23 protein-coding genes are annotated in these 26023 nt (G+C 71.4%); 11 read left to right on the top strand and 12 right to left on the bottom strand.

The features are described from left to right. Genes AB0M63_RS43995 through AB0M63_RS43980 form a run of 4 tightly spaced genes read right to left on the bottom strand, consistent with a single transcriptional unit; the run spans window position 1 to window position 3096 of the window. On the bottom strand, window positions 1-684 hold the full coding sequence (locus tag AB0M63_RS43995; RefSeq protein ID WP_355909705.1) for a response regulator transcription factor: 684 nt from the start codon (window positions 682-684) through the stop codon (window positions 1-3). Next, entirely contained in the window at window positions 681-1934 is a 1254-nt protein-coding gene (locus tag AB0M63_RS43990; protein ID WP_355909702.1) for a sensor histidine kinase, read from the bottom strand. Before AB0M63_RS43990 ends, AB0M63_RS43995 begins: the two co-directional genes overlap by 4 nt. 54 nt (window positions 1935-1988) lie before the next feature. Then, window positions 1989-2267, bottom strand: coding sequence for a hypothetical protein (locus AB0M63_RS43985; protein WP_355909699.1), 279 nt, complete (start codon window positions 2265-2267; stop codon window positions 1989-1991). Between the two features lie 34 nt (window positions 2268-2301). Then, entirely contained in the window at window positions 2302-3096 is a 795-nt protein-coding gene (locus AB0M63_RS43980; RefSeq protein ID WP_026151695.1) for a PspA/IM30 family protein, read from the bottom strand. A gap of 248 nt (window positions 3097-3344) precedes the next feature. On the opposite strand from AB0M63_RS43980, the gene AB0M63_RS43975 reads away from it, so the two are divergent. From AB0M63_RS43975 to AB0M63_RS43965, 3 genes are all read left to right on the top strand, one after another. Beyond that, complete coding sequence (locus AB0M63_RS43975; protein WP_355909741.1) at window positions 3345-3986, top strand: DUF3043 domain-containing protein; 642 nt, start codon at window positions 3345-3347, stop codon at window positions 3984-3986. A gap of 83 nt (window positions 3987-4069) precedes the next feature. Then, the gene (locus AB0M63_RS43970) at window positions 4070-4771 is read left to right on the top strand and encodes a methyltransferase domain-containing protein (protein ID WP_355909695.1); all 702 of its coding nucleotides are present in this window, start codon (window positions 4070-4072) and stop codon (window positions 4769-4771) included. A gap of 78 nt (window positions 4772-4849) precedes the next feature. Then, a complete protein-coding gene (locus AB0M63_RS43965) occupies window positions 4850-5920 on the top strand; it encodes a trypsin-like peptidase domain-containing protein (protein WP_366023338.1) in 1071 nt (356 codons plus the stop codon). Window positions 5921-5962: 42 nt separating this feature from the next. Here the strand turns inward: AB0M63_RS43965 and AB0M63_RS43960 are convergent, their stop codons facing one another. Continuing rightward, on the bottom strand, window positions 5963-6175 hold the full coding sequence (locus tag AB0M63_RS43960; RefSeq protein ID WP_366023337.1) for a hypothetical protein: 213 nt from the start codon (window positions 6173-6175) through the stop codon (window positions 5963-5965). A 114-nt stretch (window positions 6176-6289) separates the two neighbouring features. Here AB0M63_RS43960 and AB0M63_RS43955 point away from each other — a divergent pair, with 114 nt between their 5' ends. Further along, entirely contained in the window at window positions 6290-7492 is a 1203-nt protein-coding gene (locus AB0M63_RS43955) for a bifunctional adenosylcobinamide kinase/adenosylcobinamide-phosphate guanylyltransferase (RefSeq protein WP_366023336.1), read from the top strand. Window positions 7493-7947: 455 nt separating this feature from the next. Here the strand turns inward: AB0M63_RS43955 and AB0M63_RS43950 are convergent, their stop codons facing one another. Beyond that, window positions 7948-8466 carry a methyltransferase domain-containing protein gene (locus AB0M63_RS43950; RefSeq protein WP_366023335.1) on the bottom strand — a complete coding sequence of 173 codons (519 nt, stop codon included), beginning with the start codon at window positions 8464-8466 and terminating at the stop codon, window positions 7948-7950. A gap of 138 nt (window positions 8467-8604) precedes the next feature. On the opposite strand from AB0M63_RS43950, the gene cobT reads away from it, so the two are divergent. The 3 genes from cobT (at window position 8605) to AB0M63_RS43935 (ending at window position 12406) form a co-directional block, all read left to right on the top strand. Beyond that, entirely contained in the window at window positions 8605-9894 is a 1290-nt protein-coding gene (gene cobT / locus AB0M63_RS43945) for a nicotinate-nucleotide--dimethylbenzimidazole phosphoribosyltransferase (protein WP_355909682.1), read from the top strand. A 69-nt stretch (window positions 9895-9963) separates the two neighbouring features. Continuing rightward, on the top strand, window positions 9964-11733 hold the full coding sequence (locus AB0M63_RS43940) for a phosphatidylglycerol lysyltransferase domain-containing protein (protein WP_355909679.1): 1770 nt from the start codon (window positions 9964-9966) through the stop codon (window positions 11731-11733). A 10-nt stretch (window positions 11734-11743) separates the two neighbouring features. Further along, window positions 11744-12406 (top strand): hypothetical protein, encoded by a 663-nt coding sequence (locus AB0M63_RS43935; RefSeq protein WP_366023334.1) that lies wholly within the window; start codon window positions 11744-11746, stop codon window positions 12404-12406. An 18-nt stretch (window positions 12407-12424) separates the two neighbouring features. On the opposite strand, the gene AB0M63_RS43930 is transcribed toward AB0M63_RS43935, so the two are convergent. Further along, on the bottom strand, window positions 12425-13192 hold the full coding sequence (locus AB0M63_RS43930) for a hypothetical protein (protein WP_355909673.1): 768 nt from the start codon (window positions 13190-13192) through the stop codon (window positions 12425-12427). Between the two features lie 60 nt (window positions 13193-13252). Between AB0M63_RS43930 and AB0M63_RS43925 the strand changes: the two genes are divergently transcribed. Next, entirely contained in the window at window positions 13253-14035 is a 783-nt protein-coding gene (locus AB0M63_RS43925) for an adenosylcobinamide-GDP ribazoletransferase (RefSeq protein ID WP_355909670.1), read from the top strand. Between the two features lie 5 nt (window positions 14036-14040). On the opposite strand, the gene AB0M63_RS43920 is transcribed toward AB0M63_RS43925, so the two are convergent. The 5 genes from AB0M63_RS43920 to AB0M63_RS43900 all read right to left on the bottom strand — a co-directional run bounded on the left by AB0M63_RS43920 (window position 14041) and on the right by AB0M63_RS43900 (window position 20633). After that, the gene (locus AB0M63_RS43920) at window positions 14041-14826 is read right to left on the bottom strand and encodes an endo alpha-1,4 polygalactosaminidase (RefSeq protein ID WP_366023333.1); all 786 of its coding nucleotides are present in this window, start codon (window positions 14824-14826) and stop codon (window positions 14041-14043) included. Beyond that, window positions 14823-15473, bottom strand: a complete 651-nt coding sequence (locus tag AB0M63_RS43915; protein WP_366023332.1) for a spherulation-specific family 4 protein — start codon at window positions 15471-15473, stop codon at window positions 14823-14825. Before AB0M63_RS43915 ends, AB0M63_RS43920 begins: the two co-directional genes overlap by 4 nt. After that, window positions 15470-16984 carry a hypothetical protein gene (locus AB0M63_RS43910; protein WP_366023331.1) on the bottom strand — a complete coding sequence of 505 codons (1515 nt, stop codon included), beginning with the start codon at window positions 16982-16984 and terminating at the stop codon, window positions 15470-15472. Before AB0M63_RS43910 ends, AB0M63_RS43915 begins: the two co-directional genes overlap by 4 nt. After that, window positions 16981-18504, bottom strand: a complete 1524-nt coding sequence (pelF, locus tag AB0M63_RS43905; protein ID WP_366023330.1) for a GT4 family glycosyltransferase PelF — start codon at window positions 18502-18504, stop codon at window positions 16981-16983. Before pelF ends, AB0M63_RS43910 begins: the two co-directional genes overlap by 4 nt. Window positions 18505-18608: 104 nt before the next feature. Next, a complete protein-coding gene (locus AB0M63_RS43900; protein ID WP_366023329.1) occupies window positions 18609-20633 on the bottom strand; it encodes a hypothetical protein in 2025 nt (674 codons plus the stop codon). Window positions 20634-20968: 335 nt separating this feature from the next. Between AB0M63_RS43900 and AB0M63_RS43895 the strand changes: the two genes are divergently transcribed. The 3 genes from AB0M63_RS43895 to sucB all read left to right on the top strand — a co-directional run bounded on the left by AB0M63_RS43895 (window position 20969) and on the right by sucB (window position 26012). After that, window positions 20969-22504, top strand: a complete 1536-nt coding sequence (locus AB0M63_RS43895) for a leucyl aminopeptidase (RefSeq protein ID WP_355909653.1) — start codon at window positions 20969-20971, stop codon at window positions 22502-22504. A 242-nt stretch (window positions 22505-22746) separates the two neighbouring features. Then, a complete protein-coding gene (gene lpdA, locus AB0M63_RS43890) occupies window positions 22747-24135 on the top strand; it encodes a dihydrolipoyl dehydrogenase (protein WP_355909650.1) in 1389 nt (462 codons plus the stop codon). 56 nt (window positions 24136-24191) lie between these two features. Next, a complete protein-coding gene (gene sucB / locus AB0M63_RS43885) occupies window positions 24192-26012 on the top strand; it encodes a 2-oxoglutarate dehydrogenase, E2 component, dihydrolipoamide succinyltransferase (RefSeq protein WP_366023328.1) in 1821 nt (606 codons plus the stop codon). Window positions 26013-26023 lie beyond the last annotated feature (11 nt).

The following is a 26023-nucleotide window of genomic DNA, read 5'->3' as shown; positions in this document are numbered from 1 at the left end:
CTACTCCACTCGCGGCCGGACCAGGCCCGACTCGTAGGCGGTGACGACGAGTTGGGCCCGGTCGCGGGCGCCCAGTTTCGCCATCGCCCGGTTGACGTGGGTCTTCACCGTCAGGGGGCTGACCTCCAGCCGTTCGGCGATCTCGTCGTTCGAGAGGCCGCCGGCGACCTGGACGAGGACCTCGCGCTCGCGCACGGTGAGGGCTTCGAGGCGTTCGGCGCGGGCGGGGTCGCGGTCGTCGTCCGAGGCGTCGCCCTGGGCGAGGAAGCGGGCGATCAGGCCCTTGGTGGCCACCGGAGAGAGAAGTGCCTCGCCGGCGGCGGCGATCCTGATCGCGCTGAGGAGTTCCTCGGGCTCGGAGCCCTTGCCGAGGAAGCCGGAGGCGCCCGCGCGCAGCGACTGCACCACGTAGTCGTCGACCTCGAAGGTCGTCAGGATGACCACCCGGACCTGGGCGAGGGACGGGTCGGCGCTGATCATGCGGGTGGCGGCGAGGCCGTCCGTGCCGGGCATCCGGATGTCCATCAGCACGACGTCGGCCCGCTCCTCCTTCGCCAGTCGTACGGCCTGCGCACCGTCCGAGGCCTCTCCCACGACCTCCATGTCGGGCTCCGAGTCGACGAGCACGCGGAAGGCGCTGCGCAGCAGGGCCTGGTCGTCGGCGAGCAGGACACGGATCGTCATACGGGGTCCCCCGAGGCGCGTGGACGGGTCTTGACCGGCAGGATCGCATGGACGCGGAAGCCGCCTCCGTACCGGGGACCGGTGGTGAGGGTGCCGCGCAGGGCGGTGACGCGTTCGCGCATGCCGAGCAGGCCGTGGCCGCCGCCGGAGTCGGGGTCCTCCTCCTCGCCGGACTCGCCGGAGCCGTTGTCGAGGACGGTGACCTCCACGTTCGGTCCGACGCGGACGACACTCACCTCGGCCTTGGCCTGCGTACCGGCGTGCTTGCGCACATTGGTGAGGGCTTCCTGGATGACGCGGTAGGCGGCCAGGTCCACGGCGGCGGGGAGGGCGGTGCCGTTGTCGGCGCGGGCCACCTCGACGTGCAGGCCCGCGTTGCGGAAGGTGTCGGCGAGTTCTTCGAGGCGGTCCAGGCCCGGGGCCGGTTCGGTGGGTGCCTCGGGGTCGCCGGACTGGCGCAACAGGCCGACGGTGGCGCGGAGTTCGTTGAGCGCCGAGCGGCTGGCCTCGCGTACGTGGGCGAGGGCCTCCTTGGCCTGGTCGGGGCGCTTGTCCATGACGTGGGCGGCGACTCCGGCCTGCACATTGACCAGGGCGATGTGGTGGGCGACCACGTCGTGCAGGTCGCGGGCGATCCGCAGCCGCTCCTCGGCGACACGGCGGCGGGCCTCCTCCTCGCGGCTGCGTTCGGCCCGTTCGGCGCGCTCGCGGATGGCGTGCACGAACTCCTTGCGGCTGCGTACGGCGTCACCGGCGGCGGCCGCCAGGCCGGTCCAGGCGAAGACGCCGAGGTTCTCCTGCGCGTACCACGGGAGGGGGCCGCCGAGCATCGCGGCGCCGGTCAGCACGGTCATCGTGAGCAGGCCGACCCGCCAGGTGGTGGAGCGGTCGGTGGAGACGGCGACGGTGAACAGGGCCACCACGGCGCACATCGCGACCGGGGCGCGCGGATCACTGGTCACGCTCTCGATCAGGGAGGCGGTGCCGGTGACGGCGAGGACCAGCATGGGGGCGCGGCGGCGGAAGACGAGCGCGGCGGCGCCGACCGCCATGAGCACCAGGCTGAGCGGGTCCGGGACGCGGATGCCCCAGCTCAGGCCATGACCACCGTGCGGGTCCACGAACGAACCGGCCACCATGCACACGAGCACGGCGGCGGCGAGGGCGGCGTCCAGCGCGGAGGGATGCGCGTCCAACTGGCAGCGGGCGCGGTCCAGTGGGGTTCCCGCCAGGGGCTGAACGGGGGCCAACGGTGCGTCTCCTTGTGGGTGGCCGGTGTCGGGGTCCCCGTGGAGTGGAGAAGGTCAGCCCGGGATCAGACCGTCGTCGCTCAGCAGGTCCCGGACCTCCTCCAGGGTCGCGTCCGGGGACGGGAGGATCAGCTCCGACGGCTCCAGGGAGTCGTCCGGCAGCGGCTCGCCCAGTTCGCGGACCTTCGCCAGGAGGGCCTGGAGGGTCTGGCGGAAGGCGGGGCCGTCGCCGGCGCGTACCTCGGTCAGGAGTACGTCGTCCAGCTTGTTCAGCTCGGTGAGGTGGCCGTCGGCCAGCCTCACCTGCCCCTCCCCCATGATCCGTACGATCATGTCGCCCTCCTCAGGCGTGGGCCGTCACATCAGATCACTGCTTGTCGAAGCGCGGAGTGTCCTGCGGCTGCTGGGGCTGCGCCTTGTCGGTGCCGCCCTCGATCGCCTGCTGGGGAGTGGACGAACCGCCGGCCAGCTCCGCCTTCATGCGCTGGAGTTCCAGCTCTACATCCGTACCACCCGACAGGCGTTCCAGCTCGGCCTGGATGTCGTCCTTGGCCATGCCGGTCGGGTCGTCGAGGGCACCGGAGGCGAGCAGTTCGTCGATGGCGCCGGCGCGGGCCTGGAGCTGCTGGGTCTTGTCCTCGGCACGCTGGATGGCCAGGCCGACGTCGCCCATCTCCTCGGAGATGCCGCTGAAGGCCTCGCCGATCCGGGTCTGCGCCTGGGCCGCCGTGTACGTGGCCTTGATGGTCTCCTTCTTGGTGCGGAAGGCGTCCACCTTGGCCTGGAGGCGCTGGGCCGCGAGGGTGAGCTTCTCCTCCTCGCCCTGGAGGGTGGTGTGCTGCGTCTCCAGGTCCGTCACCTGCTGCTGGAGCGCGGCGCGGCGCGAGAGCGCCTCGCGGGCCAGGTCCTCGCGGCCGAGGGCGAGCGCCTTGCGGCCCTGGTCCTCCAGCTTGGAGGACTGCGACTGGAGCTGGTTGAGCTGAAGCTCCAGCCGCTTGCGGGACGTGGCGACGTCGGCCACACCACGGCGCACCTTCTGAAGCAGCTCCAGCTGTTTCTGGTACGAGTAATCGAGGGTTTCGCGCGGGTCCTCGGCCCGGTCAAGGGCCTTGTTCGCCTTCGCGCGGAAGATCATCCCCATACGCTTCATGACACCGCTCATGGGCTTCGCGCGCCCCCTTCTGACGGACTTCAGCTCAAGCGACTACTGCAGAACCCACGGTACGGGGTCTGCATCCATTACCGCACTGTTCGGGGACGGATGCGCTCATCCCCAAGGACGACTGCCTACGGCCCCGCTCCGGCGTAAGGAGTAGGTGCTCCCCGGGTAACGGCCCGGAGCCGACCGTCTGCAACGCCCCTCTTGTCCCCCTACAGACGACTGGTGTTGCCGGATCGTTCCCCACCGGGCTGGGGTCCAACCCCGCCCACCCCGTAAGCTTGGGTTTTGTGTTCCGTAGCCGTGCCAAGGATGAGAAGGCCGCGACCGCCGACAAGGCCTCGCCGACCGACTCCAAGCAGCCCAGAGACCCGCAGGCCCCCAAGGGTCGGCCCACGCCCAAGCGCAGTGAGTCGCAGACCCAGCGCCGCAGCGTGGCCAACACCACGCTGACGCGCAAGGACGCCTCCAAGCGGCAGCGCGACGAGCGGCGGGTGCAGTTGGAGCGGCAGCGCCAGGCGCTGTCCGGCCGTGGCAACGAGCGGGATCTGCCCGTCCGTGACCGGGGGCCGGTCCGCAAGTTCGCGCGTGACTACATCGACGCGCGGTTCAACGTGGCCGAGTTCTTCCTGCCGATGGCCGTGGTCATCCTCGTGCTCAGCGTGGTGCAGGTGCCCGCGCTGCAGAACATCGCGCTGCTGCTGTGGCTCGTGATCATCATCCTGATCCTGGTCGACTCGTTCTGGAACGTGTACCGGCTGCGCCAGCGGCTCGCGGAGCGCTTCCCCGACCAGAACCGGAAGGGCGCGGTGCCCTACGCGCTGATGCGTTCCCTCCAGATGCGTCGACTCCGGCTGCCGAAGCCGCAGGTCAAGCGCGGAGAGAAGCCCTGAGCGCGGATTCCTTCACCGGGGGCGCGGCCGATGCCTGGCTGGACAAGCTCGGTGGGCTGCGGGATGTCGTACGACAGGAGCTGGTGGCCCGGCAGCTCGACGAGCAGATAGCCGGCCGGTATCCCGTCGGACAGCGGCTGCGGGTGCTCGACGTCGGCATGGGCCAGGGCACGCAGGCGCTGCGGCTGGCCCGGGCCGGGCACCAGGTGACCGGGCTCGAGCAGGAACCGAAGATGGTCGCCGCGGCCCGTGCGGCGCTGTCCGGGGAGCCCGAGGGCATCCGGGAGCGGGTGCGGATCATCGAGGGCGACGGCCGGGACACGGGCGTGCACTTCCTGCCGGGCAGCTTTGACGTCGTGCTCTGTCATGGCGTCCTCATGTACGTGTCCGAGCCCGACCCGCTGCTCGCGGGACTGGCGCGGATGCTGGCGCCGGGCGGCCTGCTGTCGCTGCTGGTGCGGAACGCCGACGCGCTGGCGATGCGCCCGGGGCTGTCCTGGGACTGGGCTGGAGCGTCGGCCGCGTTCGACTCGACCGCGTACCGCAACCGGCTGGGCCTCGACGTGCGGGCGGACCGGCTGGCCACCCTGACGGCGACGCTGGCGGGGATCGGGGCGCCGCTGCACTCCTGGTACGGCGTGCGGGTCTTCACCGACACGGCTCCTGAGGGGGCCGAGATCCCGGCGGACGTGGAGTCGCTGCTGGCCGTCGAGGAGCGGGCCGGGCGGACGGATCCGTACCGGTCGGTGGCCGCGCTGCTGCATCTGTGCGGCGTGCGGGGCTGACCGCACGCCCCTTCCCCCGGGGGCCCGTTCGGGCCAGCAGCACGAGCCGGACATTCACCCCAAAGAGACACTCGGCGTATGGACTCTCCCCGTACTCGTGCCCTCCGGCCCATCGCTCTTCTCGTCTGCTCGCTCGCGCTGGTCGCCGGATGTTCCGGCTCCGGGTCCTCGTCGAAGAAGGACGCCTCGACCGCGCAGGCGGCCCAGGCCGCCGTGCCGATGTCGGGCGAGGACCTGCAGAGCGACTACCAGAAGGTGATCAAGGAGGTCCTGCCGTCGGTCGTGCAGATCCAGGCCAGCAGTGATCTGGGGTCGGGCGTGGTCTACGACGACCGGGGGCACATCGTCACCAACGCGCACGTGGTCGGGGACGAGAAGACCTTCAAGGTGACCACCGCGAACAGCGAGGACGTGCTCACCGCCAAGCTGGTCTACTCGTATCCCGAGCAGGACCTGGCCGTCGTCAAGCTGGACAAGGTGCCGGACGGGTTGAAGGCGGCGACCTTCGCCGACTCCTCCAAGGTCGCGGTGGGGCAGATCGTCCTCGCGATGGGCTCGCCGCTCGGGCTGTCGTCCAGCGTGACGCAGGGCATCGTGTCGGCGACCGGACGGACCGTCAGCGAGGGCGGCAGCGACGGCGGTACGGGCGCGACCATCGCCAACATGGTGCAGACTTCGGCCGCGATCAACCCGGGCAACAGCGGGGGCGCGCTGGTGAACCTCGACGGGCAGGTCATCGGCATCCCGACGCTCGCGGCGACCGACCCCAGCTTCGGGGGCGGTGCCGCGCCCGGGATCGGGTTCGCGATCCCCTCGTCGATGGTGAAGACGGTCGCCGGCCAGATCGTCAAGGACGGCAAGGTCACCGACTCGGGCCGGGCCGCGCTCGGGATCACCGGCCGTACGGTCGTCGACGCCAGTTATCAGGCGGCCGGGGTCGCCGTTGTCGACGTGAAGAGCGGTGGGGCCGCGGACAAGGCCGGGATCCTGGCCGGCGACATCATCACGAAGCTCGGCGACACGGACATCAGCACGATCACCTCGCTGTCGGAGGCGCTGGCGTCCGACAAGCCCGGGCAGAGGACGACGGTGACCTACACACGCAACGGTGCGTCGAAGAAGGTCGATGTGACGCTGGGCGAGCAGTAGCGAGAAGGGGCGGCTGAGTTTCCGCGGCCGCCCCTCCCCCCGTTACGCCTCCTCGGCGTGCAGACTCATCGGGCCGTAGATCTCCGTGAAGTCCTCGAACAGCCGTACCTGGTCCGCGCCACCCGCGACGAGGTCCTTCCACACCTCGCCGAGCCAGGACTCCGCGTCCCCCTGCGTGGTGAACTCCTCCGGCGGGACCGCGGGTTCGACCTCGGTCCCGTCGGACTTCTCGAACCGCCAGATCCATGCCGCCATGTACGCCTCCAAGGTCTCAGCGCATGCAGAGCAGAAGCCGGATCTTGGTCCGGCTTCTGCCGAGAAGAGTAGTCGGATGCGCGACACCTGGTCAGACGCGCGAAAATCAGCACCGTGGAACTCACTCTGCTCGGCACCGGCGCCCCCGCGGGACTCCCGCGTCCCCACTGCCCCTGCGCGGCCTGCGCCGTCTCGCTCGGGGTGGACGCGCGGGCGGCCACCGCGGTGCTCGTGGACGGGACGCTGCTGCTGGATCTGACCCCGGGTGCGGCCTTCGCGGCGGCGCGCGCCGGGCACTCGCTGGGCGGCGTACGGCAGGTGCTGTTGTCGCATCCGCACGACGGGCCCCCGGTGGAGGTGCCGGCCGGGCTGCCGCAGCCGGGGCGGGTGCCGGACGGGCGGGAGCTGGCGCTGTTGACGGGGCATCGGGTGCGGGCGGTGGCGATGGACGCGCCCGGCACCGGGTACGCGGTCACCGGCCCCGACGGGCAGCGGGTGCTGTATCTGCCGCCCGGGGCCGCGCCGGCCGGGCTTGAGGAGGGGGCCGCCGAGTCGTACGACATGGTGCTCGCCGATGTTGTCGAACGGCCGGACGCGCTGGCCAAGTTGCGGGCGGTGGGCGCGATGGGACCGGCGACCGACGTGATCGCCGTACATCTCGATCACGATGTGCCGCCGGGCGCGGAGTTGACGCGACGGCTGGCCGCCGTGGGGGCGCGGGCCGTGCCGGACGGGACGACGCTGACCGTGGGGGTGTACGAGGACGTGCCCGATGTGCCGCGCCGGACGCTGGTGCTGGGCGGCGCGCGGTCCGGGAAGTCCGTGGAGGCGGAGCGGCGGCTGGAGGCGTTCCCCGATGTGCTGTACGTCGCGACCGGCGGCTCGCGCAACGGGGACACCGAGTGGGCGGCCCGGGTCTCCGCACACCGCGAGCGGCGGCCGGGGTCGTGGCGTACGGCGGAGACCTGCGATCTGGTGCCGCTGCTGGCCGAGGACGGGCCGCCGCTGCTGGTCGACTGTCTGTCGCTGTGGCTGACGGACGCCATGGACTCCGTGGGGGCGTGGGACGACGCGGAGTGGGCGGACGGCGGCGAGAAGGCGCTCCGGGAGCGGGTACGGGAGTTGACCGCCGCGGTGCGCGCCACGCGCCGGACCCTCGTCGCCGTGTCGAACGAGGTGGGCTCGGGGATCGTGCCGTCGACCGCGTCCGGGCGCCGGTACCGGGACGAGCTGGGGCGGTTGAACGCGGCGATCGCCGGTGAGTGCGAGCACGTGCTGCTGGTGGTGGCGGGCCAGGCGCTCGCGCTGCGCGGCTAGGGCGGGTTCGGCGGATCAAGTCGCAGGAAAGCAGCGGTGACTGATCAGCCGAGGTGAGCGGGGTCTGGTGCGTCCACCTGCACGGCGGAGGAGGCGCAGACACCAGCGGCTGCCGCCGCGGGCGACGCGGTGGGGACACCTCCCTGCCGAAGGCTGGGAGACGTCGGCGACCGAGGACAACGCCGCAGGTGGGCGTGGCGGACCCCGCGTCTGCGGCGTGATCCGCCGGACAGCCCAACGGGCGGGTTCGGCGGATCGGGGTCGGACGACAGCGGCGGTCGCCGGTCGGCGCGGACGTGCGGGGCTTGGTGCGTCGAGGTGCAGGGCGGCGGAGGGAGTCGGCGCGATGGGGCCCGCGCGAGGTCGTTCGAGAGTGGAGGGGTCGGCGACCGACGACGACACCACGGATCGGCGTGCCGAGCCCGGCGTCTGCGGCACGATCCGGCGGACAGGCCCTACGGCACGTTCCGGCGGGCGATGATCCGTCGCGGGGCGGGGAAACGGTCCGGGAGGCGGCGGGGCTCGGTGACGATCGTGCAGGCCCGGGACTCCAGTTCCGTGCGCAGGTCGTCGGAGCCGGCTTCCACGAGGAGGAGGCCGCCGGGGCGCAGGACCGTGAGGGCCGCGTGGAGTTCCGCTTCGGGGTCGGGGGCGGGTGAGCGGTCGCGGAGGAGGGTGACGACGTCGTAGCGGGTGCGCAGGGCCGTGGTGATGTGGGGGTCGGTGAGGAGGCCGGCGTAGGCCTCCTCGATGAGTTCGGCCGCGCGGGCCCGGACCACCCGGGGGGTGGGGTCGACGCCGTCGAAGGACGTGTACGGGAAGAGTTGCTTCGCCGTCCCGGGGAAGCGGCCGTCTCCCGTTCCCACGTCGAGCCAGCTCTCCGGTTCGGGGAGGAGCCGCAGGATCGCGCGGGCCAGCACCCGGTGGCGGCGGCGCTCGTCGAGGGCGCTGACGCGGGTGCGCAGGCTGTTCATGGGCGGCTCCCGAAGACGTACGACAATACGGGGCAAAACGATACGTACGGGATCTCGATCTTGGCGGTAAGAACGTCCTGGGGGCGTGGTGGCGATGTGGCTCTGACGTGTTCGATCGCTGCCGGTACTGTTCGGCGAATGAGCTCGCTTAATCTCGACGACTTCACCGATCTGATCGAGCGCCCCGACGGTGGTGTGCGCCGTGACGCCGAGGCGCGTCGTGAACGTCAGATCGTGCCGCCCGGGGCGCTGGGCCGACTCGACGACCTGGGTGAGTGGCTGGCGGCCGCGCAGTCCGCCGTGCCGGTGCGGCCCATCGAGCGGCCGCGTGTGGTGCTGTTCGCGGGCGACCACGGGATCGCCGAACTCGGCGTGTCGGCCCGACAGGCGGGCACCGCCGACCAGTTGGTGCGGTCGCTGCTGGAGGGCGGCAGCCCGGCGGCCGTGCTGGCCCGGCGGCTCGGTGTGCCGGTGCGGGTCGTGGACATGGCCCTGGACTGCGAGCCCGGCTCGCTGCCCGACGAGGTCGTGAAGCACCGGGTACGGCGGGGCAGCGGGCGGATCGACATCGAGGACGCGCTGACTCTGGAGGAGGCGGAGGCCGCGTTCAACGCCGGCGTCGCCGTCGCCGACGAGGAGGCCGACTCCGGTACGGATCTGGTGGTCCTCGGCGATGTGAGCGTGGGCGGTACGACACCGGCCTCCGTGCTGATCGCCGCGCTGTGCGGCACCGACGCGTCCGTGGTCACCGGTCGGGGCGGGCTGGCGATCGATGACCTGGCCTGGATGCGCAAGTGCGCGGCGATCCGGGACGCGCTGCGGCGGGCCCGGCCCGTGCTCGGGGACCAGTTGCAGTTGCTCGCGACGGTCGGCGGGGCGGACCTCGCCGCGATGACCGGGTTCCTGCTGCAGAGTGCCGTACGGAAGTTGCCGGTGATCCTGGACGGGGTCGTGGCGGCCGCCTGCGCGCTGGTCGGTCAGCGGGTCGCGTTCCGGGCCCCGGACTGGTGGCTGGCCGGCCAGAGCAGCGGCGAGCCGGGCCAGGCGAAGGCCCTGGACCGGATGGCTCTGGAGCCCCTCCTCGACCACGGCGTGACCGTCGGAGAGGGCGCGGGCGCGCTGCTCGCGCTCCCCCTGGTGCAGGCCGCGGCGGCACTGGCGGCCGAACTGCCGCTGAAGCCGGAGGAGTCGGAGGAGCCGGCGGCGGGGCCGGAGAAGTCGGCGGAGCCGGAAGTGGCGAAGGGGTCCGTGCAGCCGGAGACCGCGGAGAGGTCCGCGACACCGGATGCGCCGTCCGCCACCGTGGAGCCCGAAGCGGCCGCAGGACCGGGAGAGGCCGCGGCGGCCCTCACCGCCGAACCGCCGCTCAGGCCGGAGGAGTTGCCGGCGGCCGGCGACCCCGCCGAGAACGAGAAGCCCGAAGAGTGACCTGGGTGTGATCGTTGCGGCGACGGAAAAGAACTGTTCGCCGCAACAACGCCCATATGATCCTCCTTCATGGGAGATGTCCGGGTCGGGCCCGTTCAAGAACGTCATAGCTCAGGCGGTGCCTCGCGGCGGGCCGCGGCCTTCGCCGTCTGGTATCTGCGGGCGGTCGCGTTCATCAACTTCCTCAGCGCGGCGTGGGTTTCGCTGGGGCAGGACGTGCGACGGCACAACCAGGAGAACTTCTTCACCCCGTACCTGCTGACGGCGGGATTCGCGTCCGGGGTCTTCACGGCGTTCCTCGCGATCACCATGCGCCGCCGCAAACGGGCCGCGTGGATCCTGAACCTGGTGGTCAGCGGGTTGTTCCTGGCGTTGTTCGGGTTCGCGATGTCGTTCCCGGAGATCCGGCGCTACGCGCAGAACTGGATCTCCCTGGGGCTGACCGCCGCGTTCGTCGCCGCGCTGCTGGTGGGGCGGCGGGAGTTCTACGCGAAGGGCGACCGGTCCAACCCCCGGCTGGCCGCCGTCGTCGCGGTCGGCGGCACCGTGGCCGCCTCGCTGCTGGCCGGACTGCTGGTGACCATCACCAACCAGGCGCACGACGCGTCCCGTTCGACCTTCGTGGAGCGCTGGCGCTACGGCGCGTTCCGGCTGGTGTCCATCGCCGCCCCGGAGAACCGCTTCCCCGGCATCTGGACCCCGAACTGGGCCAACGTGACCATCAACGTGCTCAGCACCGTCCTGGTCCTCGCCGTGTTCTACGCCGCGTTCCGCTCCCGGCGTGCCGTCGACCCGCTCACCGAGGACGACGAGAAGAAGCTGCGGGCACTGCTGGAGCGGCAGGGCGAGCGGGACTCGCTCGGGTACTTCGCGCTGCGCCGGGAGAAGAGCGTGGTGTGGTCGCCGACCGGCAAGGCGGCCGTCGCCTACCGGGTCGTCGGCGGGGTGTCGCTGGCCTCCGGCGACCCGATCGGCGACCCGGAGGCGTGGCCCGGCGCGATCGAGCCGTGGCTGGCGGAGGCGCGGGTTCACGGGTGGATTCCGGCCGTGATGGGGGCGAGCGAGGAGGCCGGCACCGTCTACGCGCGGCACGGGCTCGACGCCCTCGAACTCGGGGACGAAGCCCTCGTGGAGGTCGCCGAGTTCACGCTGGAGGGGCGCGCCATGCGGACCGTGCGGCAGGCCTACAACCGGGTGAAGCGGGCCGGGTACACCGTGCGGATCCGGCGGCACGAGGACATCCCGGCCGATGAGATGGCGTATCTGCTGAAGCGGGCCGACGACTGGCGGGACGGGGCCACCGAGCGCGGGTTCAGCATGGCGCTGGGACGGCTCGGGGATCCGGACGACGGGCAGTGCGTGATGCTCGAATGCACGGACGGGAACGGTGAGTTGAAGGCGGTGCTGTCCTTCGTGCCGTGGGGGCCGCACGGGCTGTCCCTGGACCTGATGCGGCGGGACCGGGACTCCGACAACGGGCTGATGGAGTTCATGGTGATCGAACTGCTCCGCCGCGCCCAGGAAATCGGAATCACCCAGGTTTCGCTCAACTTCGCCATGTTCCGCTCGGTCTTTGAACGGGGGGCGCGGATCGGCGCCGGGCCGGTGCTGCGGCTGTGGAGGTCACTCCTCAGCTTCTTCTCGCGCTGGTGGCAGATCGAGTCGCTGTACCGCGCCAACGCCAAGTACCGGCCCATCTGGGAACCCCGGTTCCTGCTCTTCGAGAAGAGCGCGGACCTGCTGCGCATCGGCCTCGCGTCGGCGCGGGCGGAAGGGTTCCTGGAGGCGCCGGGACTGCCGAAGTGGCTGCACCGCAAGCACCTGGAGACCCACAGATGAGGACCTTCGGATGACCAGGCTCGCCCGCTGGGCCCGCGCCGAATGGGGACTGCTCTACGTCACCGTGCGCGAGCCGCTGTTGAAGCGGCACCTGCGGGTGATTCCGATGACCATCGGGGCGGTGCTGCTGACCGCGTCGCTCCAGTTCGTACAGAACCAGTCGTGGGGCTATCGGTTCGTGCAGAACGTGGGGGGCGTGCGGGCCGTCGACCCGCTCTGGCTGTCCCTCCTGCGCACCCCCCTCTCCCTGTTCGTCCCGGCACTGGATCTGCCCGTGTGGGGTGCGCTGGCGCAGATCCTGTTCGTGTTCGGCATCGCGGAGATCTGCCTGGGCCGGTGGCGCACGCTGGTCATCGCCTACGCCGCGACCCTCGCCGGCACGCTCTACGCCCGCCTCGGCATCTGGCTCGGCTTCGACAACCCGTTCGGGCTGCCGAGTTCGGACCGGCTGGTCGTGGACACCGGCCCCTCGGCCGCGGTGGTCGGCCTCGCCGTGTTCGTCGCCTGGCGCTACGGCGCGTACGCCACGGCGCTCGCGGTGACGGGGGCGATGGCCGTCGAGGTCATGCTGAAGGGCAACCTCGCGGGCAAGGAACATCTGGCGGCGATCATCGCCGTGGGGTTGCTGTGCCTGGCTTCGGCGCTACGGCATCGCCGGCTGCGGGTGCGGTAGGCGCGGCCCGGGACGCGCTCACCGTCTGCCGGGGATCCGCACCGGCTCCGGGTCCGGCTTTCCGCCGATCCAGTCCTGGACGGCCCGGCGCGGGCCCGCCCAGCGGCGGTCGTGGTGGTAGGCGCGGAGCGTGGAGCGGGCTCGGGCCCGGTGGCGGCGGGTGCGGTAGAAGCGCTTGGCCCAGGGAGAACCGGGGCGGGCGAGGCGGATCGCGCCGACGAGGGCGACCAGCGGGACCAGGATGCCGAAGACCGCCGTGCGGGCCTTGCCCTTGCTGAGGGCGATCAGGGAGAAGAGGAAGTTCACCGCGACGCTGACGATCACGTTCGCGCGGTCGTGGAGTTCGGCGTCACTGAGGTCGTTGACCCCGAAGGGCGAGAAGCCGGCGAGGACGAAGCCGACCAGTGCCGCCGTGAGCACCACCGCCTCGACGCTCTTGCGGCCTGCCTCGGTCCAGTACACGTCGTCGAGGTAGAGGATCAGCGCGAACTCGTCCAGCACCAGGCCCGCGCCGATGCCGAAGACGATCGCGAACAGGGCCGATCCGACGCCGTAGCGGCTGCTGGCCACCGCGCCGAAGCCGCCGAGGATGCTGAGGACCACGCCGGGGACCACGTGGTGGATGTGGACGTCACCGGCCTTGACGTTGCCGAAGGGGCCCTTGCCCGCGCGGATCAGGCGGGTGATGACACGGGTGATGAGAAACGTCAGGACGAAGGCGGTGAGCGCGAGGAGCAGCGGCAGTTTGCCCGGTTCGACGATGTTGCGATGCAGCCAATGTCCCATATGCGCACTTTAGCGATGGCCGCCGGGAGTGCCCTCCGGACCGCCGGGTAACCTGCGCCGGTGTCCAAGACCCCGCCCCGTGACGGCCTCCGCTTCGCCTTCGGCACCCTGACCGTCCTCCCGGTCACGGTGACCCGCTGGGACCGGGAGGCCGCGCGCGCCGGAATGCTGGCGGCCCCGGTCGTGGGCGTGGTCGTCGGCGGCTGCGCGGCGGGGCTGGGGCTGCTGCTCCTGTTCCTGGGCGCGGGTCCGCTGCTCGCCGCCGTCGCCACCGTCGCCGTCCCCGCCGTCCTCACCCGCGGCCTGCACCTGGACGGGCTCGCCGACACCGCCGACGGACTCGGCAGCGGCAAGCCCGCACAGGACGCGCTGCGCATCATGAAGCAGTCGGACATCGGCCCGTTCGGTGTCCTCACCCTGGTCCTCGTCCTCCTCGCCCAGGTGGCGGTCCTCGCCCAGCTCTACGGCGACTCGTGGGGCCGGGGTGCCGCCGCCGCGATCGTCTCGGCGGTCGCGGCGCGGCTCGCACTGACCTGGGCCGCCCGCACCGGGGTGCCGGCGGCCCGGCCGGAGGGGCTGGGGGCCGCGGTCGCGGGGGTGGTGCCGGCGGGAGGGGCGGTTGCCATGACCCTGTCCTACCTGGTGGTGTCGGCCGCGCTCGGCCCGTTCTTCGGGGTGCGCGGCAGGGTCCACGCGGTCGTCGCCGTCGTCGTGGCGCTGGTCGTCGCCGAGATTCTTCTGCGGCACTGCAGGCGTCGGTTCGGCGGGGTCACCGGGGACGTGTTCGGGGGGCTCGCGGAGACGGCGGCGACCACGGCCCTCGTCGTCCTGTCGCTGAACTGATCCGCTCAACAGGCCTTGCGCCACGCCCCCAGCTCGTACTTCTTCTGCAGCGAACTCAGCTTCAGGCGGCGGGAGTCGGCGCAGAAGCGGCTCGTCGGGAGTTCGTACTCGACGTGGAAGACCGCCTTGTCCGCCGTGATGAAGGGCTTCAGGGCGTCGCATTCGCCGTACTGGGCGCACTGTTCGTTGACCGCGAAGTCGAAGTCGCCGACCAGGGCGGGGATCTGGTCGAGGTCGTTCTTCAGGCCGACCGCCATGCCCCGGGCGTGGGCCAGCCTGGCGATGAGGCGGTTGTAGCGGAGTTGGTCGGCGGCCTTGAGGGGGAAGCCGGTGGTGTTGCGGTAGCCGTCCATGTTGTCGGGCTCGACCGCGTCGAAGCCCTTGTCGCGGCACATGTCGAGGCGGGCCGCCATCAGGGGTTCGAGGACGTCGGTGCGCCGGATGTCGAGCCAGCGTTCGCCCTTCCAGCCGTTGCCCTTGCCCAGCACCGACTTGGGGAACTTCTTCGCGTCCGGGCGGAAGTCCTCCCAGGCGCCGGTGGAGAGGTAGCAGATGACCTTGCGGCCCTTGTCGTGCAGCGCGGTCACGGTCGCCTTGGACTGGTCGAAGCCGTCGATGTCGTAGACCGGCACGTCGACGGAGGTGTCCAGCCGCCCGCTGAGCTGCCACTGCCAGGCCACGCCCGGACGCGGCTGCCACCGTTTCCCGGTGTCCGGCTCGTCGCCGTGGGGGGAGGTGCAGCCCGCGAGCAGCAGGAGGAGCAGGGCGACGAGAGGGGCGGGGCGTCTCACGGAACGGGCTCCAGGGTGTGGGGCAAGGTACCCCAGGGATGATCTCCCACGCCCGGTACCGCGCAGTGCACCGAGGCCCCTCGCGACCGGGCCACAGCCTCGACGTCGACGCCGGGCGGGACGCCATGGACGAGGTGGCCGAGGCGGGCTCCGGGGGCGCCGTGCCAGGGTCGCGGGGGCAGCTCGCGGTATGTCGTCCAGGGGCCCTCGAAGGTGATCAGGACGTCGGCGATGCGGGCGTACGACGGGTGCGGTGTGGTGCCGTGGTTGAGGACGAGCGTGCCGCAGCCGAGGCCCCAGGCTGCCTTGGCGAGGCGCTGGTAGTGCCTGAACCGGTCGTGTCCTGCGGCGACTTGGTCGAGGAAGACGCCGTCGGTGCCGTACCAGTCGCGGTGGTGGGTGAGGTCCTGGACGACATCGGCGTACGGACGGCGGCCGTAGTCGGTGTCCGTGTAGCCGAGCAGTCGCACGCCCGCGTCGCGCAGTTGAGCCGCCGTATTGGCGAAGGCGGGGTCCGGGGTTTCGCCGGGGCCGCTGGCCGGGTTGAGGATCACGCCGTAGAGGCGGGGGGCCGCCGCCACGATCGCGGCCCATTCGGCGGGGCGGTGGGTCGGGTGCTCGTAGTACGGGACCAGCAGTTGGCTCATCGGTGCGCCGTTACCCTGCCCAACAGGCCGCAGACCAGGACCGCTTGGACCACTGCGGCGGTGCCGTTGACGAACAGGGCGATCCAGTGCGGGCCGCCGGTCGCGTGGGTCAGCAGGGCCAGGGTCTGGGCCGTGGCGGCGGCGCAGCAGATCGCCGCCGCGCCGAGGACCGCGCCGAAGGACTGCAGGAGCAGGCCCGTCCACAGGACCATGCCGAGCAGGAGCAGACCGGCGAGGCCGACTCCGCCGATGGCGGGGGTGTGGGGCCAGAGGGTGGTGGCGAGGCAGGTGAGGGCGAAGAGGGCGGCCAGATAGCCGGTCAGGCAGGTGAGGAGGGTGAGCCCTGTCGTGCGCCAGAAGGCCTTCGGGGTGCTGCTGGAGCGCAGGCCCGCCAGGCTGCCGCTGCGGAAGCGGTAGAGCAGCCATTCCGCGGGGCCCATGCTGAGGGTGAGGGCCACGGCGGCGGGTGCGGCCACCGCGCTGTGGGTCCGCCCGGCCAGGATGTCGCCGAGCGCCGCGTACAGGACGAGAGCGCCGCTGCTCAGGCCGAACAGGGCGTAGGGGAGGCTGGCGGCGAGTCGGGGTGCGACGGTGGACGGCCGGTTCGGGGCGGCGCCGAAGCGCAGCAGCGCCCGGAGCCCGGCGGTCCAGCTTCCGTCCCCCAAGTCCCTTACAGGCGGGGAGACTTCGACCAGGGCGAGGACGAGCACCGCGGTCAGGGAGCCCAGCAGCAGGACCAGTCTCGCGGGGTCCGGCACCGGTTGGACCATGGCGAGGACCGCGCCTGCCGTCATCGGCAACAGGCCGGCCAGCAGGGCCCGTTCGCGGCCCATGACCAGCAGGACGGTGGCCGCGCCGAGGTAGACGGACTGGCCGGCGGCGAAGGCCACCCCGATCGGGTGCGCGGTGCCCTCGGCGGCGAGCGCGACCAGAGCACCGGCCAGCATGCCGAGCGGCGCCCCGGTCAGGAGGCTGCGGCGGGCGGCGCTCCGGTCGCCCAATCCGAGCCAGGAGTACGCCCGGTGGGCGAGCCCCTGGTTCCAGGTCCAGCCCACCAGGGCGCCGGCCAGCAGCGGGATGGTGCCGGCCGGGAGGCCCAGGTCCTCGGGGCGGCCGGCGAGGAGCGGTGACCCGAGGACGTAGCCGAAGCCGGGCAGGGCGAAGACCACGCCCCGCAACAGGCAGCCGAGCAGACCGACCTGCCACGGGTCGTGGACGGGTCCGTCCGGTTCGGGGAAGCGGCGGCCGACGCGTTCGTACAGCTCCTCGGCGAGGGCGAAAGAGTTCTTGACGCCGTACCGCTCGCGTATCTGGTCGTCCGACATGCCGTCGGATTCGAGGAGCGCGGCGATCTCGTCGGGGTGTACGGCCGCGGCGACGAACTCGTCGAGGCGCTCGGCGAGTTCGTCGATCGGGTCGGGCTCCGCCCAGCTCGGCGAGGGCCGTTGCTTGGGGACGCCGGGCAGGGTGTCGGGGCTCGCGCCGGGTGGCAGCCAGATGGAACCGGTCACCAGTCGGTTCCGTCCGTCGCGACTGCCTTGTACCACGGATCGCGCAGTTCGGCGGTCCAGTCGGAGACGGTCTCGATCGTGGGCTCGTACACCTCGGGCCGGCCCGCCAGCTCCTGGTAAATAGTCCGGAAATTGTCCACCGAGCGACGCAACGTGAACCGCTCGATCACCCTCTGCCGGGACAACTCACCTAATTTCAGGCGGCGTTCGTCGTCCCGGAGCAGAGTGAGAGCGGCGGCGGCCATCTTCTCCGGCTCGCGCGGCGGCACCACGAGTCCGGTGTCGCCGACGGCCTCGCTCACTCCCCCGACGTCGGTCGAGACGGTCGTACGGCCGCAGGACATGGCCTCGATGATGGAGAACGGGAAGCCCTCGGAGATCGACGACAGCATGACGACATGACCGGCCGCGTAGGCCCGCCACACCTCGCTGATGCGGCCCTCGAAGGTCACCCCGTCGGTGACGCCGAGTTCGGCGGCGAGCTTCTCCAGCCTGGTGCGGTAGGCCTCACCGCCGGGCGGCACCGGGCCGAACAGGCGCAGCCGGGTCTCGGGTATCTCGGCCCGGACGGCCGCATACGCGCGTAGAAGTGTTTCAAGATCCTTGATGGGGTCGACGCGGCCGCACCACGAGAGCGTGGGGATCTCCGGCTCGGGGCCCGCGTGCGGGAAGGCGGCCGGGTCGACGCCGTTGTAGACGGTGCGGATCCTGTCGCCGTCGGCGCCGCCGCGTTCCTCCCAGCGGCGGTTGTACTGGTTGCACGGGGTGATCAGGTCGGCGGCCTTGTAGCCGTGCGAATTGAGTTCGCGGTAGAAGCCGAGCATGAACGCCTTCACGGGCCAGCGTTGGCCGTCGCGCCGATAGCCGAGGTAGCGCTCGCGCAGGTAGATGCCGTGCTCGGTGAGGAGGAAGGGCACGCCGTCGAGATGGTGGGCGGCGAGCGCGGGCAGGGTCGCGAGGCCGCTGCTGACGGCGTGCGCGACACAGTCCTCGGGGATGCGGACGCCCAGCGGGCGAAGTGCGTGCTCCAGCAGGTCCGTTGCCGTCAGCGCGTCGTGAACCGTGGGGCGGGCGGCGGCCGTTGCCAGATGCGGCATGGTCCAGATCCACATCAGCGAGCGCAGCGCGGTCTCGGTGCGCAGGGCCGCCGACAGGCGTCCGTCGCGGGCGAGTTCGGCCAGCTCGTACAGGCTCTCGCCGAAGTCGTAGGGCGCCTCGGGGTCGAGGAAGGAGAGCAGGAACCGTTCGTAGGCGTCGACGAAGCGGCGGCGGGCGGCGCCGTAGGGGCCGCGTTTGCGGCCGGGCCGCGGGCCCCAGGTCGGCACCGAGGTGTGCCGGTAGACATTGGGCGGCAGCTCCCAGGTCACGGGTTCGCGACCGCTGCCGGTGAGCGACAGGACGTGGAAGTCCACCTCGGGCATGCCCTTGACGAGCTGGTCGCACCAGGTGCTGACCCCGCCGTGGACGTGCGGATAGGTGCCTTCGGTGAGCATGGTGACATGACGGCCGGTACGCATCATGCGAGTTCCCCCCTGCGGAACTTAGGGACGGCTCTGGCGCACCCCGGCCGGTCGGTGGCGGCCGGGGTGCGCGAGATGGCTGGCTGCGCTGCGCTGTCGTGGGGTCAGGCGGGCAGGTTCAGCGTGAGAGCGGTCTGCGTAAGCTCCGGCGTGGTCCAGGCCGAGCGCTCTCCCGCGTACGGCGTCCCGAACGCGGTGGTGCCGAGCGGTAGTTGCCGGGTGGTCCCTTCGGGTGCGGTCAACGGGATCTGGATCCCTGTGGGGGCGTTGACGGTGACGGTGGTGCCGACGCGATACGCCTCGACGGAACCGTCCGCGAGGGCGCTCTGCCAGGCGGAGCGGTTCTGCAGTTCGGTGCCGATCGCGCTCTCCCGCAGGTTCTCCAGCGGGGTGTTGTCGGCGAACAGGGCCTGGTAGTCGGCGAGTACCCCGTCCAGGACCGGGTAGAGCACGCGATCCTCGGCCAGGTTGGACTGGTGCGCGTAGTGCGGGAGCGGGTCGTTGGAGATGGCGTGGCCGAGGTCGGTGGCCACCTCCTGCGGGACGATGTAGTCGTCGTAGCCGGTGGCGGTGTCCAGGGGCGCGGACAGGCAGGTGGAGTCCGGGTTGTTCTCGCAGACACCGCTGCCACCGTCGGCCTTGGAGGTGTAGATCCAGTTGTACTCGTCGGCCATCTCGGCCTTGGTGCCCGTGTTGTAGTACACGTTCATCGGGTAGCGGGGCACGGTGAGGGCGTCGCCCACGGCCCGCTGGTCGGCCTCGCGGGAGTGGTCGGAGCCGGTCCACTTGATGCCGTTGTCGGCGAGGGCGCCGGCCAGGTTCGGGTTGTCGTCGGGCTGTTGGGGCAGCGTCTTGAGACCCGAGTGCTCACCGGTGACCAGCTCGTCCCGCTCGACCGGAAGTCCGTTGGCGAGCGCCCAGTCGTAGTTGTTCCCGATCTCCGCGGAGATCTCCGCCTGGCTCATGTACTGGGTCGTGCCGTCCGCGTTCTTCGCGCAGCTCCAGGGCACCGTCGTCAGGTCCTGGACGCAGCCGAGGAACTCGTGTGTGTACGTGTGGTTGATCCAGCGGAAGTCGGCCTTGTCCGCGAGGAGTTGGTCGGTGAGGGCGTCGGTGCCGCCGTTCTCGCTCTTCCAGTCCTCGCCCAGGCCCGCGTTGAAGGCCAGATCGAAGGTGAAGCCGTGGTCCTGCTCCCACTGGGCCGCGTACTGCGCGTCGGCCGCGGTCATCCGGATCGGTGTGCTCGCGGTGCCGCCACCCGTGCAGTCGTAGTCGCCGGGCGTGCAGTTGAGTGTGGTGTCCCAGCGGTCGTCGGGCGCGAAGACGTCGTCGACATGCACAGAGAAATAGTTGCGCGCCTGGCCCAGGTGCACGCCCTGTGTCAGCCATTCGACGATGCCGCGCGCCAACACCCGGAACTGCTCCTGGTATTGGTTGTACGCGAAGGTCAGCACCAGTTCGCGGCGCCCGTCGTGCGCGTACTCGCCGACCAGGCTGCCGCGCCCGGTGCCGCCCGGTACGGCGGTGTCGACGTAGCTGGTGAAACCGGTCCTCGGCGTGGCCACGAAGCCGTAACTCTCCTGCACGGAGGCGGAGTTGTCCTCGAATGTGAGCGGCCCGTCAAGATAGCCGAAATAGCCCGCCTTGCCGTCGGCGGTGACATCTGCCTCGCGCCCGTCGAGGGTCCCGGTGTAGGCCGCGTAGTCGAGACCGACCTCCGGGTGCGCCCAGGTGTAGGCGTCGACCTGCGGGATGCCGTACGTCGTCTCGTAGGCGTCCAGCGCGGTCGCTTCCGCCGAACCCGCCCCGAACGGCGCCTCGTTGGGCAGGACCACGCCCTGGTACTTGGCGCGGGGCGTGCCGTCGACCGTGTCGCTCAGGAAGGCCGCGTCGATCGTGGGGCGGCCCGAGTCGTTCAGGTTCACAGTCGTGTACGGAATGCCCTCGCTCTTCAACTGGGCGGCGACGGCCTCGACGGGACTGTCGCCGTTGTCCACGACCAGTACCCTGAGATCGATGCGGGGCTCGCCCGCGGCCGATGCGCCGGGCGCCTGCAGACCCAGCACCAGCAGTCCGGCGGCCGCGAGAACAGCGGCCGCCGTTCTTAATCCGTGCGCTCTCTGTGCCATGTCGTCCCTCCCCCCCAAGCCGTCCTCCCGGTGGTCGGTTCGGGGAGGATTCGTGGAAGTCATGCAAACGGATGAGCGTGTCACCCACATGAACCTCACGAGTGTGACGCAGGACATCCAGGGTGAGGATCGAGAAGTGGCCATTCCGCTTCCGGCGGGTGGCCCCCCGCGCGAACGCCCTGGCGCGCACACGCGCGTAGGCTCCGTCCAGGGCCTTCACCCGCCCCCCTGTGTCCACCGCCGCCGCAGGTCGGAAATAGGGTCGGCTGTCGGGCCCGGTCGACCCACCCCGATCGACCACAGCAACTTCACATCGGAAGCGAGAATTCACCACTGTGACTGCTCTCACTCTCAGCACCGCCGCGGCGCCCGGCCTGCGGGCCGACGCGATCGTGATCGGTGTCGGCAAGGGCGGCAAGGGCCCGGTGCTCGCACCGGGCGCCGACGCCGTGGACAAGGCGTACGACGGCAGGCTCGCCGGCATCCTGGAGACCCTGGGCGCCTCCGGTGCCGAGGGCGAGATCACGAAGCTGCCCGCACCGGCCGGCTTCAAGACACCGCTCGTGCTCGCGGTGGGGCTCGGCACCGAGCCCGAGGACGACCAGGCGTACGGTGCCGAGGCGCTGCGCCGGGCCGCCGGTGTCGCCGCCCGCGCTCTCACCGGCAGCAAGAAGGCCGCCTTCGCCCTCCCCGTCGCGGACGCCGCCGACCTCGGCGCGATCGCCGAGGGCGCGCTGCTCGGCGCGTACTCCTTCGACGCGTACAAGGGCATCGCGCCCGCGGCCAAGAAGGACGCGAAGGGCAACGGCAAGGGCCCGCTCGGCGAGGTCGCCCTGCTCGGCGGCAAGCCGCGCGACAAGGACCACAAGGCGGCCGTGGAGCGCGCCCTCGCGGTCACCGAGGAGCTGAACCGCGCCCGCGACCTCGTCAACACCCCGCCGAACGACCTCGACCCGGAGGCCTTCGCCGCCGTCGCGCAGACCGCGGCCAAGGAGCACGGCATCAAGGTGGAGGTGCTCGACGAGAAGGCCCTGGAGAAGGGCGGCTACGGCGGCATCCTCGGTGTCGGCGCCGGTTCCGCGGCCGGCCCGCGCCTGGTGAAGCTGTCGTACACGCACGCCAAGGCGGCCAAGCACCTCGCGTTCGTCGGCAAGGGCATCACCTACGACTCGGGCGGCATCTCGCTCAAGCCGGCCGGGCACAACGAGACGATGAAGTGCGACATGAGCGGCGCCGCCGCCGTGTTCGCCGCCGTCGTCGCCGCCGCCCGCCTGGGCCTCGAGGTCAACGTGACCGGCTGGCTGGCGCTCGCCGAGAACATGCCGTCCGGCTCCGCGACCCGTCCCGGTGACGTGCTGCGCATGTACAGCGGCAAGACCGTCGAGGTCCTCAACACGGACGCCGAGGGCCGGCTGGTCCTCGCGGACGCGCTGTGGGCGGCCTCCGCGGAGAAGCCCGACGCGATCGTGGACGTGGCGACGCTGACCGGCGCGATGGTGCTGGCGCTCGGCTCCCGCACCTTCGGTGTGATGGCCAACGACGACGCGTTCCGCGCGGCGATCGTCGACGCCGCCGAGGAGGTCGGCGAGCCGTCCTGGCCGATGCCGCTCCCGGAGCACCTGCGCAAGGGCATGGACTCCCCCACCGCGGACCTCGCCAACATGGGCGAGCGGATGGGCGGCGGCCTGGTCGCCGGTCTGTTCCTGCGCGAGTTCGTCGGCGAGGGCATCACCTGGGCCCACCTCGACATCGCCGGACCGGCCTTCAACGAGTCCGGGCCGTTCGGCTACACCCCCAAGGGCGGTACGGGTTCCGCGGTGCGGACGCTGGTGCGTCTCGCCGAGCTGACGGCGGCCGGCGACCTCGGCTAGCTCTCACTCCTTCCGCATGACGGCCCCGGGCGGACGACGCCCGGGGCCGTTTTGTCCTCCCTTGACCGGGGAGTGGGACGTCTCACACACAGGCCCGGCGTCTCGTACGCCTCCGACAAGTGCGAAGATGGGTTCTCGGCAGGACAGGGCCCCCACCACAGGGCCGAAGAAAGAGCGGCCGGACACCAGCCGCCGACCGGTCACCGCTGACCGGCGTGGCGCACATGCATGGAGGACGTGACGTGGCGAACGACGCCAGCACCGTTTTCGACCTAGTGATCCTCGGCGGTGGTAGTGGCGGTTACGCCGCGGCCCTGCGCGGGGCCCAGCTGGGTCTGGACGTCGCCCTGATCGAGAAGGACAAGGTCGGCGGCACCTGCCTGCACCGAGGTTGCATTCCCACCAAGGCCCTGCTCCACGCGGGCGAGATCGCCGACCAGGCCCGCGAGAGCGAGCAGTTCGGTGTCAAGGCCACCTTCGAGGGCATCGACGTACCGGCCGTCCACAAGTACAAGGACGGCGTCATCTCGGGCCTGTACAAGGGTCTGCAGGGTCTGATCGCATCCCGCAAGGTGCACTACATCGAGGGTGAGGGCAGGCTCTCCTCCCCCACCTCCGTCGACGTCAACGGCCAGCGCATCCAGGGCCGCCACGTCCTGCTGGCGACCGGCTCCGTGCCGAAGTCGCTGCCGGGCCTGGAGATCGACGGCAACCGGATCATCTCCTCGGACCACGCCCTCGTCCTGGACCGCGTACCGCAGTCCGCGATCATCCTGGGCGGCGGTGTCATCGGCGTGGAGTTCGCCTCCGCGTGGAAGTCCTTCGGCGCCGACGTGACGATCATCGAGGGCCTCAAGCACCTCGCCCCCCTTGAGGACGAGAACTCCTCCAAGCTTCTTGAGCGCGCCTTCCGCAAGCGCGGCATCAAGTTCAACCTGGGCACCTTCTTCTCGAAGGCCGAGTACACCCAGAACGGTGTGAAGGTCACCCTCGCCGACGGCAAGGAGTTCGAGGCCGAGGTACTGCTCGTCGCCGTCGGCCGCGGGCCCGTCTCCGCCGGTCTCGGCTACGAGGAGCAGGGCGTCGCCATGGACCGCGGCTATGTCCTGGTCGACGAGTACATGCGGACGAACGTGCCGACCGTCTCCGCCGTCGGTGACCTGGTCCCGACGCTCCAGCTCGCGCACGTCGGCTTCGCCGAGGGCATCCTGGTGGCGGAGCGTCTGGCCGGCCTGAAGGCCGTTCCGATCGACTACGACGGTGTCCCCCGGGTGACGTACTGCCACCCCGAGGTCGCCTCCGTGGGTATCACCGAGGCCAAGGCCAAGGAGATCTACGGCGCGGACAAGGTCGTCGCTCTGAAGTACAACCTCGCGGGCAACGGCAAGAGCAAGATCCTGAACACCTCGGGCGAGATCAAGCTCGTCCAGGTGAAGGACGGTGCCGTGGTCGGCGTCCACATGGTCGGCGACCGTATGGGCGAGCAGGTCGGCGAAGCCCAGTTGATCTACAACTGGGAAGCGCTGCCCGCCGAGGTCGCCCAGCTCATCCACGCCCACCCGACGCAGAGCGAAGCGCTCGGCGAGGCCCACCTGGCGCTGGCCGGCAAGCCTCTCCACTCCCACGACTGACCCCTCGGTCGGACGACGACACAGACTTCCGCAATTCGTAAGGAGCAACCGAAACCATGGCGGTTTCCGTAACCCTTCCGGCGCTCGGTGAAAGCGTCACCGAGGGCACTGTCACCCGCTGGCTGAAGGCCGAGGGCGAGCGCGTCGAGGCCGACGAGCCGCTGCTGGAGGTGTCGACCGACAAGGTCGACACCGAGATCCCCTCGCCCGTCGCCGGTGTGCTGGCCTCCATCAAGGTGGCCGAGGACGAGACCGTCGAGGTCGGCGCCGAGCTGGCCGTGATCGACGACGGCTCCGGCGCCCCCGCAGCCGCCCCGGCCCCGGCCGAGGAGCCCGCTCCGGCGGCCGCTCCGGAGCCTGCCCCGCAGGCCGCCGCCCCCTCCACCGAGCAGGCCGCCCCGGCCCCGGCGCCCACCGCCGAGGCCACCGCGGGCGCCGGCTCCGCCGAGGGCACGGACGTGGTCCTGCCCGCGCTCGGCGAGTCCGTCACCGAGGGCACCGTCACCCGCTGGCTGAAGCAGGTCGGCGAGGAGGTCTCCGAGGACGAGCCTCTCCTGGAGGTCTCCACCGACAAGGTCGACACCGAGATCCCCTCGCCCGTCGCGGGTGTGCTGCTGGAGATCCTGGTCGGCGAGGACGAGACCGCCGAGGTCGGCGCCAAGCTCGCCGTCGTCGGCGCCCCGGGTGCCGCTCCGGCGGCTGCCCCGGCCCCCGCCGCTCCGGCCCCGGCGCCCGCCGCCGCTGCCCCTGCGGCTCCTCCGGCTCCGGCTCCGGCCGCTCCGGCTCCCACCCCGGCTCCGGCGCCGGCCCCGGTCGCCGCGGCTCCGGTCGCCCCCGCCGCCCCGGCCCCCGCGCCGGTGGCCGCTCCGGCTCCGGTCGCCCCGGCGGCTCCGGCGCCCGCCACCGCGCAGGCCACGGACGAGGGCGCCTATGTGACCCCGCTGGTGCGCAAGCTCGCCGCCGAGAACGGCGTCGACCTGGGCACCGTCAAGGGCACCGGCGTCGGTGGCCGTATCCGCAAGCAGGACGTCCTCGCCGCCGCCGAGGCCGCGAAGGCCGCCGCCGAGGCCGCGAAGGCCGCCGCCGCTGCTCCGGCTCCGGCCGCTGCCGCCGCTCCCGCGGCCGCCAAGAAGGCGCCGACCCTGGAGGCCTCTCCCCTCCGCGGCCAGACCGTGAAGATGCCCCGCATCCGCAAGGTCATCGGCGACAACATGGTCAAGGCGCTGCACGAGCAGGCGCAGCTCTCCTCGGTCGTCGAGGTCGACGTCACGCGGCTGATGCGGCTGCGCAACCAGGCCAAGGACTCCTTCGCCGCGCGCGAGGGCGTCAAGCTCTCCCCGATGCCGTTCTTCGTGAAGGCGGCGGCCCAGGCGCTGAAGGCCCACCCGGCCATCAACGCCCGGATCAACGTCGAAGAGGGCACGATCACCTACTTCGACACCGAGAGCGTCGGTATCGCGGTGGACTCCGAGAAGGGCCTGATGACCCCGGTCATCAAGCACGCGGGCGACCTGAACATCGCCGGTATCGCCAAGGCCACCGCCGAGCTCGCGGGCAAGGTCCGGGCGAACAAGATCACCCCGGACGAGCTGTCCGGCGCGACCTTCACCATCTCCAACACCGGTTCGCGCGGCGCGCTCTTCGACACGATCATCGTGCCGCCGAACCAGGTCGCGATCCTCGGCATCGGCGCCACGGTCAAGCGCCCGGCCGTCATCGAGACGGAGGAGGGCACGGTCATCGGCGTCCGCGACATGACGTACCTGACCCTCTCCTACGACCACCGCCTGGTGGACGGCGCCGACGCGGCCCGCTACCTGACGGCCGTCAAGGCGATCCTGGAGGCCGGCGAGTTCGAGGTCGAACTCGGCCTGTAACCAGCCACCTC

The sequence above is a fragment of the Streptomyces sp. NPDC051576 genome, assembly GCF_040681835.1.
Lineage (GTDB): Bacteria > Actinomycetota > Actinomycetes > Streptomycetales > Streptomycetaceae > Streptomyces.
Note: the sequence above shows the minus strand (reverse complement) of the source record. Positions and strands in the feature narration are given on the sequence as shown.

Coding starts and splice junctions, on each gene's coding strand:
- AB0M63_RS43995 (WP_355909705.1), bottom strand. CDS start 684: ATGACGATCCGTGTCCTGCTCGCCGACGACCAGGCCCTGCTGCGCAGC.
- AB0M63_RS43985 (WP_355909699.1), bottom strand. CDS start 2,267: ATGATCGTACGGATCATGGGGGAGGGGCAGGTGAGGCTGGCCGACGGC.
- AB0M63_RS43980 (WP_026151695.1), bottom strand. CDS start 3,096: ATGAGCGGTGTCATGAAGCGTATGGGGATGATCTTCCGCGCGAAGGCG.
- AB0M63_RS43965 (WP_366023338.1), top strand. CDS start 4,850: ATGGACTCTCCCCGTACTCGTGCCCTCCGGCCCATCGCTCTTCTCGTC.
- AB0M63_RS43960 (WP_366023337.1), bottom strand. CDS start 6,175: ATGGCGGCATGGATCTGGCGGTTCGAGAAGTCCGACGGGACCGAGGTC.
- AB0M63_RS43950 (WP_366023335.1), bottom strand. CDS start 8,466: ATGAACAGCCTGCGCACCCGCGTCAGCGCCCTCGACGAGCGCCGCCGC.
- cobT (WP_355909682.1), top strand. CDS start 8,605: ATGAGCTCGCTTAATCTCGACGACTTCACCGATCTGATCGAGCGCCCC.
- AB0M63_RS43940 (WP_355909679.1), top strand. CDS start 9,964: ATGGGAGATGTCCGGGTCGGGCCCGTTCAAGAACGTCATAGCTCAGGC.
- AB0M63_RS43935 (WP_366023334.1), top strand. CDS start 11,744: ATGACCAGGCTCGCCCGCTGGGCCCGCGCCGAATGGGGACTGCTCTAC.
- AB0M63_RS43930 (WP_355909673.1), bottom strand. CDS start 13,192: ATGGGACATTGGCTGCATCGCAACATCGTCGAACCGGGCAAACTGCCG.
- AB0M63_RS43915 (WP_366023332.1), bottom strand. CDS start 15,473: ATGAGCCAACTGCTGGTCCCGTACTACGAGCACCCGACCCACCGCCCC.
- pelF (WP_366023330.1), bottom strand. CDS start 18,504: ATGATGCGTACCGGCCGTCATGTCACCATGCTCACCGAAGGCACCTAT.
- AB0M63_RS43900 (WP_366023329.1), bottom strand. CDS start 20,633: ATGGCACAGAGAGCGCACGGATTAAGAACGGCGGCCGCTGTTCTCGCG.
- sucB (WP_366023328.1), top strand. CDS start 24,192: ATGGCGGTTTCCGTAACCCTTCCGGCGCTCGGTGAAAGCGTCACCGAG.